The 18,999-nt window shown below is 62.8% G+C and carries 20 protein-coding genes and 1 tRNA gene; 14 read left to right on the plus strand and 7 right to left on the minus strand.

The features are described 5' to 3' along the window. The first annotated feature begins 9 nt into the window (after positions 1-9). Both thiL and KG722_RS01085 read left to right on the plus strand, forming a co-directional pair. The gene (gene thiL, locus KG722_RS01080; protein ID WP_213268662.1) at positions 10-936 is read left to right on the plus strand and encodes a thiamine-phosphate kinase; all 927 of its coding nucleotides are present in this window, start codon (positions 10-12) and stop codon (positions 934-936) included. Between the two features lie 147 nt (positions 937-1,083). Next, positions 1,084-3,261 carry a sodium-translocating pyrophosphatase gene (locus tag KG722_RS01085; RefSeq protein ID WP_213268664.1) on the plus strand — a complete coding sequence of 726 codons (2,178 nt, stop codon included), beginning with the start codon at positions 1,084-1,086 and terminating at the stop codon, positions 3,259-3,261. A 292-nt stretch (positions 3,262-3,553) separates the two neighbouring features. On the opposite strand, the gene bamE is transcribed toward KG722_RS01085, so the two are convergent. Beyond that, complete coding sequence (bamE, locus tag KG722_RS01090) at positions 3,554-4,036, minus strand: outer membrane protein assembly factor BamE (protein WP_213268666.1); 483 nt, start codon at positions 4,034-4,036, stop codon at positions 3,554-3,556. Between the two features lie 74 nt (positions 4,037-4,110). Here bamE and KG722_RS01095 point away from each other — a divergent pair, with 74 nt between their 5' ends. The 9 genes from KG722_RS01095 (at position 4,111) to KG722_RS01135 (ending at position 11,166) form a co-directional block, all read left to right on the plus strand. After that, positions 4,111-4,647 carry a ubiquinol-cytochrome C chaperone family protein gene (locus tag KG722_RS01095; protein WP_213268668.1) on the plus strand — a complete coding sequence of 179 codons (537 nt, stop codon included), beginning with the start codon at positions 4,111-4,113 and terminating at the stop codon, positions 4,645-4,647. 118 nt (positions 4,648-4,765) lie between these two features. Then, positions 4,766-5,800, plus strand: coding sequence for a phosphate acyltransferase PlsX (plsX, locus tag KG722_RS01100; RefSeq protein WP_213268675.1), 1,035 nt, complete (start codon positions 4,766-4,768; stop codon positions 5,798-5,800). 32 nt (positions 5,801-5,832) lie between these two features. Beyond that, on the plus strand, positions 5,833-6,804 hold the full coding sequence (locus KG722_RS01105) for a beta-ketoacyl-ACP synthase III (protein WP_213268677.1): 972 nt from the start codon (positions 5,833-5,835) through the stop codon (positions 6,802-6,804). A gap of 95 nt (positions 6,805-6,899) precedes the next feature. After that, on the plus strand, positions 6,900-7,196 hold the full coding sequence (locus KG722_RS01110) for an integration host factor subunit alpha (RefSeq protein ID WP_213268679.1): 297 nt from the start codon (positions 6,900-6,902) through the stop codon (positions 7,194-7,196). Between the two features lie 19 nt (positions 7,197-7,215). Further along, positions 7,216-7,695, plus strand: a complete 480-nt coding sequence (locus KG722_RS01115) for a MerR family transcriptional regulator (protein WP_213268681.1) — start codon at positions 7,216-7,218, stop codon at positions 7,693-7,695. 89 nt (positions 7,696-7,784) lie between these two features. Further along, a tRNA-Pro gene (locus KG722_RS01120) sits at positions 7,785-7,862 on the plus strand. A gap of 127 nt (positions 7,863-7,989) precedes the next feature. Continuing rightward, positions 7,990-8,394: a peptide-methionine (R)-S-oxide reductase MsrB gene (gene msrB / locus KG722_RS01125; RefSeq protein WP_213268683.1), complete on the plus strand. Its 405-nt coding sequence runs from the start codon at positions 7,990-7,992 to the stop codon at positions 8,392-8,394. 67 nt (positions 8,395-8,461) lie between these two features. Then, on the plus strand, positions 8,462-10,699 hold the full coding sequence (locus tag KG722_RS01130) for a S9 family peptidase (protein WP_213268685.1): 2,238 nt from the start codon (positions 8,462-8,464) through the stop codon (positions 10,697-10,699). A gap of 5 nt (positions 10,700-10,704) precedes the next feature. After that, entirely contained in the window at positions 10,705-11,166 is a 462-nt protein-coding gene (locus tag KG722_RS01135; RefSeq protein WP_213268687.1) for a hypothetical protein, read from the plus strand. Positions 11,167-11,231: 65 nt separating this feature from the next. Here KG722_RS01135 and KG722_RS01140 read toward each other — a convergent pair whose 3' ends face one another. Beyond that, on the minus strand, positions 11,232-11,687 hold the full coding sequence (locus tag KG722_RS01140) for a MaoC family dehydratase (protein ID WP_213268689.1): 456 nt from the start codon (positions 11,685-11,687) through the stop codon (positions 11,232-11,234). A 136-nt stretch (positions 11,688-11,823) separates the two neighbouring features. On the opposite strand from KG722_RS01140, the gene KG722_RS01145 reads away from it, so the two are divergent. Then, positions 11,824-12,183, plus strand: coding sequence for a DUF4870 domain-containing protein (locus KG722_RS01145; protein WP_213268691.1), 360 nt, complete (start codon positions 11,824-11,826; stop codon positions 12,181-12,183). 1 nt (position 12,184) lies between these two features. On the opposite strand, the gene KG722_RS01150 is transcribed toward KG722_RS01145, so the two are convergent. The 5 genes from KG722_RS01150 to KG722_RS01170 form a co-directional block, all read right to left on the minus strand. After that, on the minus strand, positions 12,185-13,519 hold the full coding sequence (locus KG722_RS01150) for a GH1 family beta-glucosidase (RefSeq protein ID WP_213268693.1): 1,335 nt from the start codon (positions 13,517-13,519) through the stop codon (positions 12,185-12,187). A 210-nt stretch (positions 13,520-13,729) separates the two neighbouring features. Then, a complete protein-coding gene (locus KG722_RS01155) occupies positions 13,730-14,251 on the minus strand; it encodes a GNAT family N-acetyltransferase (protein WP_213268695.1) in 522 nt (173 codons plus the stop codon). Then, positions 14,248-14,835, minus strand: a complete 588-nt coding sequence (locus tag KG722_RS01160; protein WP_213268697.1) for an ATP-binding protein — start codon at positions 14,833-14,835, stop codon at positions 14,248-14,250. The genes KG722_RS01155 and KG722_RS01160 overlap by 4 nt, the downstream gene beginning before the upstream one ends. Next, positions 14,832-15,488, minus strand: a complete 657-nt coding sequence (gene pnuC / locus KG722_RS01165) for a nicotinamide riboside transporter PnuC (protein ID WP_213268699.1) — start codon at positions 15,486-15,488, stop codon at positions 14,832-14,834. Before pnuC ends, KG722_RS01160 begins: the two co-directional genes overlap by 4 nt. Positions 15,489-15,556: 68 nt before the next feature. After that, positions 15,557-16,774: an NADP-dependent isocitrate dehydrogenase gene (locus tag KG722_RS01170; protein ID WP_213268701.1), complete on the minus strand. Its 1,218-nt coding sequence runs from the start codon at positions 16,772-16,774 to the stop codon at positions 15,557-15,559. An 84-nt stretch (positions 16,775-16,858) separates the two neighbouring features. Here KG722_RS01170 and KG722_RS01175 point away from each other — a divergent pair, with 84 nt between their 5' ends. After that, the gene (locus KG722_RS01175) at positions 16,859-17,605 is read left to right on the plus strand and encodes an RNA methyltransferase (protein ID WP_213268703.1); all 747 of its coding nucleotides are present in this window, start codon (positions 16,859-16,861) and stop codon (positions 17,603-17,605) included. Positions 17,606-17,790: 185 nt separating this feature from the next. Beyond that, the gene (locus KG722_RS01180; RefSeq protein ID WP_213268705.1) at positions 17,791-18,567 is read left to right on the plus strand and encodes a hypothetical protein; all 777 of its coding nucleotides are present in this window, start codon (positions 17,791-17,793) and stop codon (positions 18,565-18,567) included. The last annotated feature ends 432 nt before the right edge of the window (positions 18,568-18,999 follow it).

Here is an 18,999-nt window from a genome sequence, read left to right on the forward strand (position 1 = left end):
GAGCCTCTGATGGCCGAGAAGGACTGGATCAGGACGTACTTCGCGCCGCTGGCCAAGGCGCCTGGCGCGGCCGGTCTTACAGATGATACCGCTGAACTTTCAAAGGGTTATGGCCCCCTCATCGCGACCGTGGACGCGATGGTTGAAGGGGTGCATTTCTTTTGCGGTGATCCTGTAGAGACGATCGCGCGCAAGCTGGTGCGGGTGAATGTGTCCGATATCCTTGGCTCCGGAGCCGTCCCGCGGGAGGCATTGCTGGTCCTGGGATGGCCCAAAGAGGGGCGCGATCGGGGACAAATCCGGCCATTTTCGGCCAGTTTGGGTGCAGAGCTGGACAGATGGGGCATCCTTCTGGCTGGCGGCGACACCGTTTCGACGCCCGGCGGGCTCTTCCTCTCCCTGACCCTGACCGGCGAGTGCCTGGGGCCTGCGCCGGTGCGCCGGGGCGGGGGAAAGCCCGGCGACGACCTCTGGGTGACCGGCGAGATTGGCGCCGCCCGGAGGGGATATCTGTGGAAAACGACAGGCCAGGGCGAGGCGCGTTGGCTGAGCGCGCTGCAGGCGCCGGACCTGCCGCCGCTGGCTGCAGCGCGGCTGTTGGCAGACCATGCCAGCGCGGGGATGGATATCTCCGACGGGCTGCTGGGCGATGCCCTCAGCCTGGCGGCGGCAAGCGGGATCGCCGCTCAAATCGAGCTTGATCGCGTGCCTTTTGCCGGCGGGGCGGTAAGCCTTGTGGAAATGTTGGATCTTTCGACCTGGGGCGACGACTATCAGCTGTTGTTTGCGGCAGACCCCAAGAGCGCTGTTTTCATAGAGAAAACAGGCATAAACGTCACCCGGATCGGCCGTCTGGCCGAAGGATCGGGGCTCAGCGTCACGCACTGTGGAAATCCTGTTAACTTGCCGGAAACACTCGCCTTCGAGCATGGCTGAGTCGGCAGCCCTGCCGTTCGCTCATGACGCGATGCATCTTGCGCGCGTCCGGCGCGGCTGGCAGGCAAGTCCGTCTAAGAAGAGAAAGGGACCAGACCGGAATTCATCCGGCTGAGTCTTTATCGGGGAAAGCAAGGAGGAAAGCCTATGACATGGTACGCCCTGGCACTTGGTGCAGGTATACTGTCAGTCCTATACGGTTGGGTTCAGATCCAATCGATCATGAAAGCCCCTGCGGGCAATGCCCGCATGCTGGAAATCGCAGCCGCCATCCAGGAGGGCGCCAACGCCTATCTGAAGCGGCAATACCGCACCATCGCAATTGTCGGCGTCGTTGTCGCCATCATCCTGGTGCTGCTGCTGACCTGGAAAGCCGCGCTCGGGTTCGTTATCGGCGCTGTGCTGTCGGGCGCGGCCGGATACATCGGCATGCTGGTATCAGTGCGGGCGAACGTGCGCACGACGGAAGCTTCACGCCATGGCCTGAATGAAGGCCTCAAGATGGCGTTCAAGTCGGGCGCCGTGACCGGCATGCTCGTGGTCGGCCTCGCGCTGATCGGCATCGTTGGCTATTACGGCCTGCTGACCGGCCCGCTGGGCCTCAGCCTCGGCGATGAAGGCCAGAAGCGGGAAATCATCGACTCGCTCGTATCGCTCGGTTTCGGCGCCTCGCTGATCTCGATCTTTGCCCGTCTGGGTGGGGGTATCTTCACCAAGGGCGCAGACGTTGGCGGCGACATGGTCGGCAAGGTTGAAGCCGGCATTCCTGAGGATGATCCGCGAAACCCGGCCACCATTGCTGATAACGTGGGCGACAATGTCGGCGACTGCGCCGGCATGGCCGCTGACCTCTTCGAGACCTATGCCGTGACCCTCGTGGCCACAATGGTGCTCGGCGGGATCTACTTTGCCTCGACGCCTTACATCGCCGAAATCATGATGCTGCCCCTCGCCATTGGCGCGGTGTGTATCGTCACCTCGATCATCGGTTCGTTCTTTGCCACGCTCTCCAAGGGCTCCACCAATGTCATGGGCGCGCTCTACAAGGCGCTCAACGTGACGGGTGTCCTGTCCATCGGCGGTCTTGCCATTGCCATCCATACCGTCCTTCCGGGCGGCCTGGGCGGCACTTTGGAAGGGGCTGGCGCGCTGCTGGGCCTCGTTGATCCGGTCACCGGAGAAGCCGCCCAGATCACGGGCTGGCACCTCTTTGCCTGCGGTGTGGTCGGCCTGTTCGTTACCCTGCTGATCGTTGTGATTACGGCATATTACACCGAGACAAAGTACCGTCCGGTGCGCTCCATTGCGAAGGCTTCGGAGTCCGGCCATGGCACGAACGTCATTCAGGGGCTCGCCGTTTCGCTGGAGGCAACGGCCCTGCCGGCGCTGACCATCATTGGCGGCATCCTGCTGACCTACAACCTGGCAGGCCTCTACGGCATCGCCATTGCCACCACGACGATGCTCGCCCTGGCTGGCATGATCGTGGCGCTCGATGCATTTGGTCCGGTAACGGACAATGCGGGCGGCATTGCAGAAATGGCAGAACTGCCTTCTGAGGTGCGCACGACGACGGACGCTCTGGACGCCGTTGGCAATACGACCAAGGCTGTTACCAAAGGCTACGCAATCGGCTCTGCCGGTCTTGGCGCCCTGGTGCTGTTTGCGGCGTATGCGGAGGACCTGAAATACTTCTCCGAGCGCGCCGTGGAAGGATCTTTCTTCTACAATCTCACGGTCGACTTCTCGATTGCCAACCCCTACGTCGTGGTCGGCCTTCTGTTCGGCGGTCTTCTGCCGTTCCTGTTCGGCGGCATGTCGATGATGGCGGTGGGGCGCGCAGCGCAGGCTGTCGTGGAAGAAGTCCGCCGCCAGTTCCGCGAAATGCCAGGCATCATGAAGGGCGAAGTAAAGCCTGATTATGGCCGCGCCGTGGACATGCTGACCCAGGCCGCGATCAAGGAAATGATCGTGCCGTCGCTTCTGCCAGTGCTCTCGCCGATCGTCCTGTTCGGCGTGATCCTGGTGATCGGCGGACCAGGCGAAGCGCTTGCCTCGGTTGGCGCAATGCTGCTGGGTGTGATCGTGACCGGCCTGTTCGTTGCCATCTCGATGACCTCGGGCGGCGGCGCATGGGACAATGCGAAGAAGTACATCGAAGACGGCCATCATGGCGGCAAGGGCTCTGAAGCCCACAAGGCTGCCGTGACAGGCGATACGGTGGGAGATCCCTACAAGGATACCGCCGGTCCGGCCGTGAACCCGATGATCAAGATCACGAACATCGTGGCGCTTCTTATGCTGGCCGTTCTTGCCGGACACTGAGTGTCAGGAATGACAAGACTGAAAACTCCCGGAGGCAACTCCGGGAGTTTTTTTGTGCGGGGCATGTGCCGGCAAATCCTTTAGGAGCCCATCCCCGTTTCGATCGGGCAGCGTCCATGCGGTCTCTATTGTCCTGGTCAAAGCAGCGCCTTCAGGATCAGAACGCTGCGCAGGGAGGTTCAGCAGGACAAACGATGCCCCGGTGTCCACTGGCGCCATCGTTTGCCCTACTGAACGAAGAAGGCCGCAGCCGGGTTTCCGGTTGCGGCCTTCGGTTGCCTGGTTTCAGGCGCTACTGGCGGCGGCCGGTCGGGTTGCCGGGCGTCACTTCATCCGTGTTTGGCAGGCGAACCGCGCCGACCGTCCCGAAGATCTGTTCCCAGAAGCCGAGCTCGCGGCCACGGGTCGGGGTTTCGCGCGCCGCATAGGAGACGATTTCACCGGCCGTAACATCGTATTTCACAACTTCATCGACGGCATCGTCCTCGCTGAAGCGGATCGCGACGATGCTGCGCTCCACCACTTTCGGGCGGTAGAAGGCAAACCGTTCCTGAATGTCGGAATAATAGAACCAGGTGTTCGTGTCGAACAGGCCTTCGGTCGAGGGCGATCCGAGCTGGGCGAGCACCGTGGAGCGTGTATCTTCGCCCGGCTTGATGTCGATGGGCTGGATTTCATCTGCGATATAGCCATGGAAATCGCGCGCTGGGCTGATGCAGGCAGTCAGCGTCAGTGCGGCGACAAGGCCAGCAGCTACAAGGGAAAGACGCGCCATATATGGCTCCTATAGGCTTTGACCGCAGACCTAGCGACAGGTAACCGGGCTTGGCAAGCATTGGAGTACACAGGTTGATCGCTTTTTCAGGCAGCTGGTTTCGGCGGCGCGGCGCGCTCAAAAAGGCTGTGGCCGAGGCTTATGGCCGGTTGGTGCGCGAGGCGCTGATGCCGGTGCATTACGAAGTCCATGGCGTCCCGGATACGTTTGAGGGGCGCGCGCAGATGGTGACGGTGATGACAGCCCTAGCCTGCGCGCGATTTGCGGATGTGGGCGGGCCGCTGGCAGCCGAGCTGACCGAGCGGCTGAACGCCCGCGTGCTGGACGGATTTGACGCCGCCTATCGGGAAAAGGGCGTGGGCGATCATTCGATTGCGCGCAAGGTGCGCACCCTGGCCGAAGGCCATTCGGGGCTCGGGCGGGTGCTGGTGGCAGCGCTGCAGGCGGGCGAATCGGAGGAGGCACTGGCAGATGTCCTGCGCCGGAATGGGGTGGCGGCGCCTGAAAAGGTGGGGGAACTGGCAGCGGCGCTGCGGCGCTATGAGGCCCTGTTTTCAGCCCAGCCGGACACGGAAATCCTGAGCGGTGGGTTCGCCTGCGGTGCGAATTAGCCAGCTGTCTGATCGGCGCCGGGTTGTGCCGCACCGCATCTGGCCCGTTGCCTTGAGGGGCGGCGCCACTTAAACCACCCGAAAATACGCACAACGCCGTAACTGCGGTCCTTTCTCCATGCAGCGCAACCTGACGCTCTCGATTGATGCTATGGGCGGCGACGCCGCGCCCGGCGTCACCATTGACGGAACCGCCGAGTTTCTCGCGGGCCGGCCCGATGCGCATGTGCTGCTGCACGGCGACGAGGCACTGCTGGCGCCTCTGGTGGCCGCCAAGCCGGAGCTGGCGGGCAAGGTGACCATCGTTCACGCCGCCGAAAAGATCACCAGCGACATGAAGCCCAGCCAGGCGCTGCGCCGGGGCAAGGGCAGCTCGATGTGGAGCGCGGTCGAGGCGGTCAAGGATGGCCAGGCTGATGCGTCGGTGTCGGCGGGCAATACCGGCGCACTGATGGCGATCTCGATGCTGGTGCTGCGCAAGATGGAGGGCGTCCATCGCCCGGCCATGACGGCGCTGTGGCCGACGCTGCGCGGGCGCACGGTGGTGCTGGACGTGGGCGCGAATGTCGACGCGGACGCCGAGCAGCTCGTGACCTTTGCGATCATGGGCGAGGCGTTTGCGCGGGCGACGCTGGGCGTGGAGCGGCCATCCGTGGGCCTGCTGAACATCGGCTCGGAAGAAATGAAGGGCCATGAGGAAGTACGCGAGGCGCATGACTTGCTGCGCAACTCCCCTCTGAAGATGGACTATCGCGGCTTTATCGAGGGGGATGACATCTCAGGCGGGGCGGTGGATGTGGTCGTCACCGACGGATTTACCGGCAATGTGGCGCTCAAGACCGGCGAGGGCGTGGCCCGGATGCTGGCGAGCCGCATGCGCGAGGCGTTCACCTCCAGTCTCAGCTCGAAGATGGGCGCGGCCCTCGCGATGAGCGGGCTGAAGCGTCTCAAGGACTTCATGGATCCCAGCAATGTGAATGGCGGCGTCCTGATCGGGCTGGGCGGGGTTTCGGTGAAGAGCCACGGCAGCGCAGATGCACGCGGCTTTGCGCGCGCCTGCGAGCTGGCCGCCGATCTGGCTCTGAGCGATTTCCGGACCGAGATAGCAACCAATCTGGCGCGCGTCGGAACCAGCGCGCCGGCGGCTGAGTAACGGCGCCGGTCGCCAGACGAGGATAAGAAGGCATGGCAAAGCGCAGCTTTATCCGTGGAACCGGCAGCTACCTGCCTGAGCGTGTTCTGACGAATGAAGAACTCTCGACCATGGTGGAGACCACCGATGCGTGGATCCAGGAGCGCACCGGCATCAAGAAGCGCCACGTTGCGGCAGATGGCGAGCTGACCTCGGACATCGCCGTGCAGGCGGCAACGCGCGCGCTGCAAGCGGCCGGCATGCAGGCGAGCGAGATTGACCTGATCGTGCTCGCCACCACCACGCCGGACCAGACCTTCCCCGCAACCGCGACCGCCGTGCAGGCCAAGCTTGGCACAGGTCCGGGCGCGGCGTTTGATGTTCAGGCAGTCTGCTCGGGCTTCCTGTTTGCGCTGGCCACGGCGGACTCGCTGATGAAGCAGGGCCTGTTCCATAAAGCGCTGGTGATCGGCGCGGAAACCTTCACGCGCATCATCGACTGGTCCGACCGGGGCACCTGCGTGCTGTTCGGCGATGGTGGCGGCGCGGTCGTGCTCGAATGCATCGATTGGGACGGGCCCGATGACGCCGGCGTCATCACGCACCACATCCGCACGGACGGGACCAAATCGGACCTGCTTTATGTTGACGGCGGCGTCAGCTCTACCGGCACGATCGGCCATGTGCGGATGGAAGGAAACCGGGTCTTCAAACATGCGGTGACCAACATCTCTGCTGCCATCGAGGCGGTGCTGACCGAAACCGGGCTGACATCGGCCGACATCGACTGGTTCGTGCCCCACCAGGCCAACAAGCGCATCCTCGACGGGGTCGCCAAAAAGATGAGCATTCCGGAGGAAAAGGTGGTGGTGACGGTCTCCGAACACGCCAACACCTCTGCCGCCTCGATCCCGCTTGCGCTGGACCATGTTGTGCGCTCCGGCCGGGCAAAACCGGGGGATCTGATCCTGTCAGAAGCGATGGGCGGCGGGTTCTCCTGGGGCGCGAGCCTGTTCCGGCTCTGACCCGCAAAGAATCTGACACAAATTTAGCTAACGCCTGCGCTAGGAATTCGTTAAGATTGCAGGTCTAGGCTTTCATAAAGAAACGGGCTGACAGAATGAGCGACCGTACACTTACCCGCGCCGAAGTCACTGATGCCATCGTCCGAGAAGTGGGCGTGACGCGTCAGGAATCCGCTGACCTGCTGGACCGAACGCTGGACCTTATCGGGGCCGCGCTCGAGCAGGAAGAGGAAGTCAAGCTGGCGCGTTTTGGAAACTTCGTGGTCCGCTCCAAGGCAGCCCGGGAAGGCCGAAATCCGAAGACCGGCGAAGAGGCACCGATTGCCGCCCGCCGCGTCGTGACGTTCCGGCCCTCGCCGATGCTGAAATCCCAGGTCGGCGGAGACGGCTAGAAACTTCAGGAGGCACTGCATGACGGCGCTCAAAGCCCGCATCGAGAAATCTGCAGATGCCTTCAGGTCCATCGGGGAAGCCGCCGCTGAGCTTGGCCTGGAAACCCATGTCCTGCGCTATTGGGAAACCCGCTTTCCGCGCCAGGTAAGCCCTGTGAAGCGCCCCGACGGCCGCCGGCTGTTCCGCCCTCAGGATATTGACGCGCTGCGCGCCATCCGCATCCTCGTGCACGAGCGCGGCATGACGCTGAAAGGCGCCAAGGCCGTGCTGACAGAGCAGGGCGTGGGCACAGTCCTCGCCGGCACGGCAGCCATCACGCCGGAGGGCGTCGCAGACGCGGCCAGCCATGCCCGCGCGCTGCAGGAGACCCTGGCCCGGGCCTTCACCGATAGCCCCGAAACCCCGGCAGACCGTCGGGAGCGCCTCAATGAGACGCTCAGCGAGCTTTCGGGCATAAAAGAGCGCCTCGAGGCATTGCGGGCGCGCCGCGCGGGCTGATGCTCCCCGGGCCGGGCCGGGCTTCACAGATTCACGGCAAGAAGCCGGTTGCGGCACCGGTAGCCTTTGCCTATACAGCGCCTCTCGGTCGGAGCGTGGCGCAGCCCGGTTAGCGCACTAGTCTGGGGGACTAGGGGTCGGAGGTTCGAATCCTCTCGCTCCGACCATTGAAATCCGGGCCCCTGCCGGATCATTCCTGAGAAAACACCCGTTTGATGGCGATTGCGTTGCCAATGGTGAAACAGGCCATTGCGCGCCTATATTAGCCGGGAAACGAGACAGGAGACCTGGTCCATGGCAAAGCCGAAAATCCAACGCACCGATCGCGAATGGCGCGAAATGCTGACCGAGCAGGAATATGCCGTCGGCCTGCAGGAAGGCACTGAGCGGGCCTTTACGCCGGGCAATTACCAGGACGAGAAGCGCAAGGGCATCTATCATTGCAAGGGATGCGGCACCCCGCTCTGGTCTTCCGAGCACAAGTTCGACTCCGGCACAGGCTGGCCAAGCTACTGGCAGCCGGTCAGCGAAGGCGCCGTCGCAACCAAGACCGACTTCAAGATGATCTACCCGCGCACAGAATGCCATTGCGCCAGTTGCGGCATGCATATGGGGCACGTGTTCAAGGACGGCCCGCCGCCCACCGGTCAGCGCTGGTGCATCAACGGCATCGTTCTGGATTTCCGGCCCGAAGCGTAAGGATGGGCTGGACATAAGCGGCCGGCCTACCTCAGATATTTCGACTATCGATAAGCGGACCCCTCCCATGCGCTTTGCTGCAAACCTCGCCGGCCTGATGGCCGCCTCAACACTTTTGACCGGATGCATGACAGTGAGCGAAGATACCGACACTTCGGCGGCGCTTGTGGCCGAAACGCCTGCAGCAACCCTGCCGGCGGCGCCGATGGCCCAGCGGATTGATCACGAGATCACCCAGGTCGGCCGTACTCGGAACGACCCTTATAACTGGCTGAAAGACGAGAACTGGCAGGAGGTGATGCGTGAGCCATCCTTGCTGCGCGCCGACATCCGCGACTATCTCCTCGCCGAGAATGCCTTCACCAAGGCGGTTCTGGAAGACCCGACCGCCGCCCTGCGCGAGGAGCTGTTTGCCGAGATGCGCGGGCGCATCAAGGAAGACGACAGCTCGGTACCGGACATTGATGGTCCGTGGGCATATTACACGCGGTTCCGCGAGGGCGGGGAATATGCATTGTTTGCGAGGCGCCCGGCAGATAAGGCCTTCGATGCGGACGCGCCTGAGACCCTGCTGCTTGACGGCGACGCGCTGGGCGAGGGGCAGGATTATTTCTCCTTCGGGGATATCGAGGTCTCTCCAGACCACAGGTTCATCGCCTATGGCACGGACCTTAAGGGCAGCGAATTCTACGAGATCCGGGTAAAAAATATCGAGACGGGCGAAGATACCGGCGTCCTGATCGAGAACGCTTATGGCCCGATGGAATGGAGCGCCACGGGCAAGGCGATTTTCTGGGTGGCGCGCGATTCCAATGGCCGCCCCAATGCCGTGTACCAGCGCAGCCTGGAGACCGGCGAAGACACGCTGATCTATGAAGAGCAGGACCCGGCGTTCTTCGTCAGCATCTCGACGACCGAGAGCGAGGAACTGATCCTCATCAATGCCTCAGGCCACACAACCTCGGAAATCCACTGGTTCCTGGCTGATGAACTCAGCCCCACGCTGCGCACGGTTGCCCCGCGTCAGACCGATCACGAATACTCCGTCACCCAATGGGACGGCGCGTTTTACATAATCACCAACATGGATGGCGCGGTTGACTACAAGCTGATGAAGGCGCCGCTCAGCGCTTCCTCAACTGCCGAGTGGGAAGAGGTCATCCCGCATCGTCCGGGTACGCTCATCATGGGTATCACGGCGCAGCAGGACTATCTGACAATCATGGAACGTGAGGAAGGCCTGCCTCGCATCGTGATCCAGGCGCGCGCCGATGGTTCCTCGCACTCGATCAGCTTTGATGAGGCCGCCTATGAACTGGGCCTGGAGGGAGGGTATGATTACAAGACCCCCATCCTGCGCTTTGAATATGCCTCCCCGGCAACCCCGGATCAGGTGTTCGATTACGATCTGACCACTCGCGAGAAGACGCTGCGCAAGACGCGGGAAGTGCCTTCTGGCCACATTGCGGCTGATTATGTGGTCGAGCGGATCATGGCGCCGTCCTGGGACGGAGCAGAAGTACCCGTGACGCTTTTGCGTCACAGGGATACGCCCGTCGACGGCACCGCGCCGCTGCTCCTGTATGGGTACGGATCCTACGGCATGTCTATGCCGGCAGATTTCCGCACCGGGCGTCTCAGCCTTGTGGACCGCGGATTTGTTTATGCTATCGCGCACATCCGCGGCGGCATGGAGAAGGGCTATCAGTGGTATCTTGACGGGAAGCTCGACAAGAAAACCAACACCTTCAAGGACTTTGTCGCAGCTGGGCATCATCTCATTGACAGGGGCTATACAGCGAAGGGTCAGATTGTCGGCCATGGCGGCTCGGCGGGCGGCCTGCTCGTGGGCGCGGCGGCGAACATGGACCCCGAACTCTTTGGCGGCATCATCGCGGCAGTTCCGTTCGTTGATGTGCTCAACACGATGTCGGATGAAAGCCTGCCGCTGACCCCGCCGGAATGGCCGGAATGGGGAAATCCGCTGACGGATGAAACCGCGTACGACACCATCCTTGCCTACAGCCCGTATGACCAGGTCGGCAACAAGCCCTATCCGGCGATGCTGATCACCGGCGGCGTGACAGATCCGCGCGTTACCTACTGGGAGCCGGCAAAATGGGCGGCGAAGCTGCGCCACGAAGCGCCGGGCGGCGGGCCCTATTTCCTGCGCATCAACATGGATGCCGGGCATGGCGGCGCCTCGGGCCGGTTTGAAGGCCTCAAGGAAGTGGCTACCGAATACGCCTTTGCGCTGGCCGCAGTCGGCAAGGTGGACACGTTGAAGCTTGACCGGGAGGATTAGGGCGCTTGCTCTACTGCCTCGACTGCGAGTTCAACGGCTTTGGCGGAGAGCTTATCAGCCTTGCCCTGTCGGGTGAGGTGGATGAGCTCTACCTTTGCCGTCCGGATGCGGAGCTTGAGGCGCTTGAGCTTCATCCCTGGGTCGAGGAGCATGTGTTGCCGGTTCTGGCGTTGAGGACAGCACAGCCAGTGACCTTGCCGCTGCAGGATTTCGGGCGGGCGGTTCAGGCCTTCCTGACAAACGGCCGCGACCCCTGCGTGGTGGCAGACTGGCCCGAAGACCTTATGCACCTGATGCAATGCCTGATCATTTCACCCGGGCAGATGGTGCGGATACCCGATCTGTCGCTGAAGCTGATGCAGGTCTCTGCCTGGCCGACCGATCTGGGCGGCGCCGTGCAGCACAATGCGCTTTGGGATGCGCGGGCGCTCAGGCGCGCGCTGACGCTCATTCGCGGCGAAGTCTGAGGCACAAAAAAGGGAGGCGAGGCGCCTCCCTTGTTCGTTGCCCCGGCAAGGCCGGGCCGCCGGGATCAACCGTAGAGAACGGTAATCGACTCGGCGACGAGGGCCGGACGGTCCTGGCCTTCGATTTCGACCGTGGCTTCCATCTTCATCTGCTTGCCGCCCGATTTGGCTTCGACCGACAGGCATTTCTGGCGGAGGCGAACCTTGGAGTTGACCGGCACCATGTTGGTGAAGCGGACCTTGTCGGAGCCATAGTTGATGCCGCGTGTGACGCCTTCGACGCGGAGCACTTCAGCGCCGAGCATCGGGAGCAGCGAGAGCGTGAGGAAGCCGTGGGCGATGGTGGAGCCCATCATCTGCTTGGCTTTCTCTTCGTCGACATGGATCCACTGATGGTCGCCGGTCGCGTCGGCGAAGAGGTTGATGCGGGCCTGGTCGATCGTGTGCCAGTCGGACACGCCGACTTCCTGGCCCACCAGGGATTCGAGTTCGGCATAGGCAACTTTGCGCGGATTGGCCATGGAATTCCTCCTTGATTGTATAAGACTTCTTCTGGCGCGGCTCCCGGCGATCTGCAAGGTTAACTGAGCGTCAACCCGGCGCAGCCTAAGCGAGGCGGCCGCCAGCAGTCTGGCAGGGTTGACGAGGGAGGCAGATTTGGCCGAGTCGCCGCAGATTTCGATTGATCCCGGAACCCGGGGCAATGCCAACCTTATCTACTTTCTCTACATTGTGGCACCCGTCTTTTTCCAGACTCTGGCGCTTATCGGCGTCATCATGGCGTATCTGGGAAAGGGCAAGGGCGATGCGCTGATCGAGAACCATTACCGCAATCAAATCAACATCTTCTGGAAGATGCTGCTTTATTGCCTGATCTCGGGCCTTTTGACCTTCATCCTCATTGGCGTGCTGCTCTTCCTGGCGGCGCTGGTCTGGTACATCGTCAGGATCGTCAAAGGCCTCCAGGCGCTTTCGGCCGGTGAGATGGTGGAAAATCCTGAGAGCTGGCTCCTCTGACCTAGGCGGTAGAACTTGCCCGGGCGAGCGCGGCGAGCCAGTGGTAAGATGCCTTGGGCGTGCGTTTCAGGCTGGCATAGTCGACATGCACAATGCCGAATCGCGGGCCATAGCCCATGGCCCATTCGAAATTGTCGAGCATTGACCAGACAAGATAGCCGCGAATGTCGGCGCCGGCGGCGCGCGCATCGCGGACGGCGCCGAGATAGCGGTCCAGATAGGCTATGCGGGCGGCGTCCCTGACGGCGCCATCGGTCCCGGGCTCGACATCGTCGGCCATGCCATTCTCTGTCACATAGACCGGAACGCCATAGCGCCGGGCCGCTTCGATCAGCGTGTCGCGGAAGGCTTCGGGCTTGACGTGCCAGCCCATGAGGGTGGTTTCGGCGCCTTCGGGCGGGTCCATGTTGCGGAAGCCCCACCGGTTGGACGCAGCGGCGGCGTAGGTGGGCGAATAATGGTTGAGGCCCAGCCAGTCGAGCGGGGCATGGATGGCGTCTTCGTCGCCCGCGCGGATGCGGTCGCCCATCCAGTCGCGCGTGATGGGATCATACTTGCCGAGGAAGACCGGGTCGGCGGTGGCGCGGTTCATGGCCGCGTCCATCCTGGCGGCGGCTTCCCGGTCGGCATCTGTATCCGTCGCGGGCAAGGCAGGCTGGAGATTGGGAACCGAGCCGATCAGCGCGCCAGCGGGCAGGTCCGCGCGCAGGCGGCGGACAGCGGCGCCATGCGAGAGGTTTACGTGGTGGACCGCGTCCAGCCAGGCGCCCCGGTCCCGGATACCGGGCGCATGAACGCCCGCGCCATAGCCCAGCATGGTGAACATGTTAGGCTCGTTGAAGGTCGCCCAGCGAGGCACGCGGTCGCCGAGGCGGCGGGCAAGCAGGCCGGCATAGTCGGCAAAGAGGGGCAGGATCTCGCGGCTCGTCCAGCCCAGCCCGGCTTCGTGAAGGGCGAGGGGCAGGTCCCAGTGATAAAGGCAGAGCCAGGGCTCTATGCCATTCTGAAGGAGCTCGTCGGTCAGGCGGTCGTAGAAATCGAGGCCCGCTTCATTGGGCTTGCCCTTGCCCTCGGGCAGGACACGGCTCCAGGAGACAGAGAAGCGATAGGCGGAGAAACCTGCCGCGCGCATCAGCGCCACATCTTCCCTGTACCGATGATAATGATCGCAGGCGACATTGCCGGTATCGCCATTCTTGACCTTGCCGGGCGTGGCGCTGAAGGCGTCCCAGATGCTGGGCGCGCGGCCATCAGAGGCGTGGGCGCCCTCGATCTGGTAGGAGGCCGTGGAGGCGCCCCAGACGAAATCTTCCGGAAAATCCTGACGGCTGACCATGTGTCTCTCCCTGTCGCTGCGCCTTTGGCGTCTTGCGGGAGAATGTGCGATGGCGCAGCGGGGAGGGCAAGGGCAGCAGTTTAGGCCGGAACGCACGTTGTTTTGCGCGCGGCCGGTGTTGCGCGTTTATTGAGAGCTCCCCCATGTGGAAGCGGGGACAGTCAGGGACGCGGGCCGGTCACCGGCATGCGAAAATGTCCGGAGCGGGTCTTAAAGCGGCTTTGCCAGGACAATGTCATCATAGATTTTTTCGCCGACCTGGAACTGCCGGGTGCCGGCAAGCTCGAAGCCGGCTTTCCGGTAAAAGGCGATGGCGCGGTGGTTATCCTCATAGGTGCCGAGCAGGAGGCGGGGCGCGCCGCGCTGGCGGGCGTCGTCTATGGCAGCCTCCATCAGGCGGGGGCCAGAGCCTGTGCCATGGAAGCGGGAGAGGACGTAGATGCGTTTGAGCTCCACATCGCCCGGCTCCAGAAAGATGGGGAGGTCGGGCGGGCAATTGACCGCGTAGCCGATGGGCGCGCCGGTGGCGGCGTATTCGGCAATCCAGACAGAGCAGGCAGGATCGGCGAGGTATTTGGCATAGACTTCGCGCGAATGCTGGCGCGTGCAATGGGCGATGATGGCGTCGCCGTCGATGTCGAAGACATAGCTGTCGATGAAGGTGGCTACCCCGATATGAGCGAGGCGCTCGGCATCCTCTGCCTGCGCGCGGCGGATCGTTATGTCGCTCATGGGGCGGTTTGGGGCTCTGCTTTGCAACGGGCAAGAAGGGCGTCGATGGCGCAGGTGGCCTGCTCGACGCGGCCCTCCCACGGGCCGGTGATGAGGGTGTAGGCAGTCCCCTGGGCCTCGATCAGCTCGACGAAGCGGTCATGCATCCAGCCGCGTATCTTTTCGCCGTCGCGCACGCCGTCCTGGACGAAGGGGACTTCGGGGGTCGGGATGAGGTAGAGATCGACCTGGTCGCGGTTGCCGATGGCATCGACCTGCCTGTGGCGCTTGCCGGCATAGCGTTCATACCAGGTGGCTGTGGCAAAGGCGTTGGTGTCGGCAAAGAGGATACGGTTGGCGCGGGCGGCAGCTTCGTTTTCCCGGCGCTGTTGTTCTTCGGCAATGTGGATGAAATCGGCGTCCGTCCATTCGGGAATGTCGCCGCCTTTCAGCGACTGTGCGGCGAGTTTCTGCTCCCAGAGTTCGCGGCCGAATTCGGCGACCCAGACGGTGTTGTAATGCCTGGCCAGCTCGATGCAGAGCGTGGTCTTGCCGGTGGATTCCGCGCCGATCAGCACGATCCGGAGGATTTTATCGCAGCTCATGCTTTCACCGATTTGCGCCATTCCAGCAGGCCCATGACCGAGAGCGCCAGAAACACCGCATACAGAAGGGCCGTCAGGTAGAGGCCATTATAAAGGCAGACGGGGATGTAGATGATGTCGGCGATGATCCACAGCCACCAGCATTCGAAGATTTTCCGGCTCTGAGCCCATTGGGCGGCGAGGCTGATGGAGGTGACAAGGGCGTCCCAGAATTTGGTAGCCCCGCCGGCTTCATCCAGCAGGCGGTAGAGAAGGGCGGTGGCGCCCGCAATGCCGATGACGGTGAGCGCCCATTCGAGGCGGGGCGCGTGGCGGATTTTCAGGGCGCTGCGGTTTTCGCCGCCATAGAGCCAGAGATACCAGCCGGCGAGATTGATGGCGAAGAAGACAAGCTGAAGCCCGGCCATGGCGAAGAGGTCGGAGAGGTAGAAGACAACGGCGTAGATGCCGACCGTGATCAGGCCGAGGGGGAAGTTCCAGATGTTCTGGCGGGTAACCAGCCAGACGCAGAAGACGCCGGTGACGAAGGCGATGGCTTCAAGATAGCTTGCCGCGCCGGTGTGCCAGGCGGCGGCTGCAATGGTGGCAGAGATGAGGAAGAGACCGATGACGAGGACCGTGCCGGGGCGACGGGGGGCGGCTGATGCGGTCATTTGGTCAGCCTTCCCCTTGCACTTGGTGGAGAGGCCCCCCTTTGGGAGGGGCCTGCCCGGAATTTGCGTTACGCTTTGCCCATCTCGATTTCGAGATTCTGGGCGACTTTTTCGATGAAGCCTTCGGTCGTCAGGTAGCCCTGGTCTGGGCCGACGAGGAGGGCGAGGTCCTTGGTCATGAAGCCGGCTTCGACGGTCTTGATGATGGTCTTCTCGAGCGTCTGGGCGAACTTGCGCACTTCGGGGGTCTCGTCCATGCGGCCGCGATGGTCGAGGCCTTGCGTCCAGGCGTAGATCGAGGCGATCGAGTTGGTCGAGGTCGCTTCGCCCTTCTGGTGGGCGCGGTAGTGGCGGGTGACGGTGCCGTGGGCCGCTTCGGCTTCGACGGTCTTGCCATCGGGGCTGAGCAGGACCGACGTCATCAGGCCCAGCGAGCCATAGCCCTGGGCCACGGTGTCGGACTGGACGTCGCCGTCATAGTTCTTGCAGGCCCAGACATAGCCGCCCGACCATTTCATGGCGGCAGCGACCATGTCATCGATCAGGCGGTGCTCGTAGGTGCCTTTGAACTCGGCGAACTTGGCTTTGAACTCCTTGTCCCACTCTTCCTGGAAGATGTCCTTGAAGCGGCCATCATAGGCCTTGAGGATCGTGTTCTTGGTGGAGAGGTAGACCGGGAGCTTGCGCTGAAGGCCGTAATTGAACGAGGCGCGGGCAAAATCGCGGATCGACTCGTCGAGGTTGTACATGCCCATCGCGATGCCGGCGCTCGGGAAGTCGAAGACTTCCTTTTCGATGACCTTGCCGTCTTCGCCTTCGAATTTCATCGTCAGCTTGCCCTTGCCGGGGACGAGGAAGTCAGTGGCGCGGTACTGGTCGCCGAAAGCGTGGCGGCCGATGATGACGGGCTTGGTCCAGCCCGGCACGAGGCGCGGGATGTTGGAGATGACGATGGGCTCGCGGAAGACCACGCCGCCGAGGATGTTGCGGATGGTGCCGTTGGGCGACTTCCACATCTTCTTGAGGCCAAATTCTTCAACGCGGGCTTCGTCGGGCGTGATGGTCGCGCATTTGACGGCGACGCCGTATTTCTTGGTGGCTTCGGCCGAGTCGATGGTGATCTGGTCGTCGGTCTCGTCGCGCTTCTGGATCGAGAGGTCGTAATATTTCAGGTCGATATCGAGGTAGGGGTGGATCAGCTTGTCCTTGATGAGCTGCCAGATGATCCGGGTCATCTCATCGCCGTCCATCTCGACAATCGGGTTTTTGACCTTGATCTTCGCCATGTTTTAGAATCCTTGCGCTGCGTACGGTTTGGCGGGGCTATAGCAGACCCACCGGCCGCGTCAAAACCCGGAAGATAGGCAGTCATGCAACGCTCTCCTGCAATCATTCTCCATGCTCCCCAATTGGGCGAAAACATCGGCGCGGCTGCCCGGGTGATGCTCAATTTCGGGCTGAGCGACCTGCGGTTGGTGAGCCCCCGGGACGGATGGCCGAGCGCCCCGGCCGAGGCGATGTCGGCCGGAGCGCTTGGGCAGGGGGTGGAGGTGACCGTGTTCGACACGCTGGAAGCGGCGATGACAGGGCTGACCTACATGATTGCCACCACGGCGCGGCCACGGGGGATGGAGAAGGCGGTCTTCGGGGCGCCGGAGGCTGTTGCCGAGCTCAAGAGCCGGGCGGGGCAAAGCGCGGTGCTGTTCGGGGGAGAGAAATCGGGCCTGCCGAATGAGGCGGTGGCGCTGTGCGACGCGATCCTGACCTATCCTGTGAACCCTGACTTCTCCTCGCTGAACCTTGCGCAGGCCGTCGGCGTGTTCTGCCACCAGTGGGGGGCGAGCGCCGGGCTGGCGGGCAAGTTTGACGGGACGACCGAGGGGCTGGGCGAGCCGGCGCTGCGCGAGGAGCTGATCGGAATGTTCGAGCATTTCGAGGCGGAGCTGGAACGGGCGGGCTATTTCTATCCGCCGGAAAAGACGCCGGTGATGGTGACCAACCTGCGCAACGCCCTGGTGCGGGCGCAGTGGACACAGCAGGAGGTGCGCACGTTCCGCGGGGCGATTAAGGCGCTGGCGCTGGGGCGCGGGAAGGCGCGGGTGATAAGGGAGGAGTGAGGGGGCCGTTGAGTGGTCAACTCCGCCAGAGCGGCCTGTGGAACATGACCTTTAAACTGCCAGCATGTCCTGATCGCGGGCACAACTTCCTCTCTGTTACCCAAATCTCTCAAATCTGATGCTTCGCCAGCGGCCAGCCTTAACCAAGGCCCGCTATGGTCCCGAAAGACCATCGGGGACCTCGAATGAGCGACCAGTTCCTACTTTTCCTGCTTCTGGTTCTTCCGGTGCTCATCGCGGGCATTCTGGCCTATCTCGGGATACTGGCTGTCGGTCTCGGCACGGTCGTGGCCGCGTTCAGGTCGGCTCACCCGGTTCAGAAGGGCACGCTCCTGCTGGTTGGCGTTCTGGTGATCCTGAGCCCCGTCCTGTTTCATGCCGGCATGGAGATGCGCGCCCAGCACAAGGCGGATCAGCGTCAGGCAAACCTTGGGCAACTGGAACGCACCAGTCTTGCCGGCCGGCTGCCCGGGCACTTCATCGCCCTGGGCGGCAGTTTCCGGCCTGAACTCCTGACTTCCATAAAGACACGCTACGGCCTGCGCACTTATCCGGAGGCGGAAAACCAGCGCCTGGCGGAGGCTTATCGGTCGTATCGAAGGGCCGAGTTGTGCCATCGCCGCCATGGCGGCGAGAAGATGCCGGGCACCGCCCTTCCCAAATGCAGAACGCTGCCCGAGACGGTTCAGGGCGCGCTTGATCTGCGCGAGCCCCTTCTGGTTTTTGCCGAAGGATTCAACACGTCGATGCGCGAGGACAATGTTCTTGCAGGCGACATTTACGAAATAAGACTGATCACGCCGCAGGAAGACCTGCTCGTCGCCTATTTCGAGGAGCGCACGGTCGAAGGGACGCCAACGATCTTCAATCCCTGGACGCCGCCTCGACGCAACAGCGCCGACACGCAGCCACCGACACTGGAACAGTTTATCGAAACGGCCCTGCAGGGAGCAAGCCGTTGATCGATCTCATCAGACAAGCCGTCAGCCTGGTGGCCGGCGGCATATTCATCATGCTGTGCTCGCCGTTGGCGCGATGGCGGTGACGGTGTTCGTCTTTGGACTTGTGGCAGGCTTGCCCCTCGGACGGCAGGACATGGCGCGTGACCCTGCGCCAGTGCTCCAGCAGGGCAAGGGACCAGAAACGCAATCGCTCTGAACCCTGGTTTGGCAGCATGTCACGGGCCCAGCGCGCTCGTGCTGTCTTGCCGGCGGGTGCCTGCCCAATGCATGCGGCGAAACAGCCAGAACAGGCGTTGCAGGAAGGTGGGTATCGCTTTGCGCAACCTACCCTGCAGATTGTTGCGAGCCGGCTCTGTTGAGCACTCCGCTCATTCCCGCGAAGGCGGAAATCCGGGCAGGGCAGAGGCACTCTCCCGATCCCCCAGCCTTCGC

Source organism: Hyphomonas sp., from assembly GCF_018402285.1.
Classification (GTDB): Bacteria; Pseudomonadota; Alphaproteobacteria; order Caulobacterales; family Hyphomonadaceae; genus Hyphomonas.

Excerpts from the sequence above, each read along its gene's own strand:
- thiL (WP_213268662.1), top strand. The coding sequence starts at position 10 with ATGGCCGAGAAGGACTGGATCAGGACGTACTTCGCGCCGCTGGCCAAG.
- KG722_RS01115 (WP_213268681.1), top strand. The coding sequence starts at position 7,216 with ATGACGGCGCTCAAAGCCCGCATCGAGAAATCTGCAGATGCCTTCAGG.
- bamE (WP_213268666.1), bottom strand. The coding sequence starts at position 4,036 with ATGGCGCGTCTTTCCCTTGTAGCTGCTGGCCTTGTCGCCGCACTGACG.
- KG722_RS01140 (WP_213268689.1), bottom strand. The coding sequence starts at position 11,687 with ATGGCCAATCCGCGCAAAGTTGCCTATGCCGAACTCGAATCCCTGGTG.
- KG722_RS01180 (WP_213268705.1), top strand. The coding sequence starts at position 17,791 with ATGAGCGACCAGTTCCTACTTTTCCTGCTTCTGGTTCTTCCGGTGCTC.
- KG722_RS01170 (WP_213268701.1), bottom strand. The coding sequence starts at position 16,774 with ATGGCGAAGATCAAGGTCAAAAACCCGATTGTCGAGATGGACGGCGAT.
- KG722_RS01175 (WP_213268703.1), top strand. The coding sequence starts at position 16,859 with ATGCAACGCTCTCCTGCAATCATTCTCCATGCTCCCCAATTGGGCGAA.
- KG722_RS01160 (WP_213268697.1), bottom strand. The coding sequence starts at position 14,835 with ATGAGCTGCGATAAAATCCTCCGGATCGTGCTGATCGGCGCGGAATCC.
- KG722_RS01085 (WP_213268664.1), top strand. The coding sequence starts at position 1,084 with ATGACATGGTACGCCCTGGCACTTGGTGCAGGTATACTGTCAGTCCTA.
- KG722_RS01130 (WP_213268685.1), top strand. The coding sequence starts at position 8,462 with ATGCGCTTTGCTGCAAACCTCGCCGGCCTGATGGCCGCCTCAACACTT.
- msrB (WP_213268683.1), top strand. The coding sequence starts at position 7,990 with ATGGCAAAGCCGAAAATCCAACGCACCGATCGCGAATGGCGCGAAATG.
- KG722_RS01105 (WP_213268677.1), top strand. The coding sequence starts at position 5,833 with ATGGCAAAGCGCAGCTTTATCCGTGGAACCGGCAGCTACCTGCCTGAG.
- pnuC (WP_213268699.1), bottom strand. The coding sequence starts at position 15,488 with ATGACCGCATCAGCCGCCCCCCGTCGCCCCGGCACGGTCCTCGTCATC.
- KG722_RS01150 (WP_213268693.1), bottom strand. The coding sequence starts at position 13,519 with ATGGTCAGCCGTCAGGATTTTCCGGAAGATTTCGTCTGGGGCGCCTCC.
- KG722_RS01155 (WP_213268695.1), bottom strand. The coding sequence starts at position 14,251 with ATGAGCGACATAACGATCCGCCGCGCGCAGGCAGAGGATGCCGAGCGC.
- plsX (WP_213268675.1), top strand. The coding sequence starts at position 4,766 with ATGCAGCGCAACCTGACGCTCTCGATTGATGCTATGGGCGGCGACGCC.
- KG722_RS01110 (WP_213268679.1), top strand. The coding sequence starts at position 6,900 with ATGAGCGACCGTACACTTACCCGCGCCGAAGTCACTGATGCCATCGTC.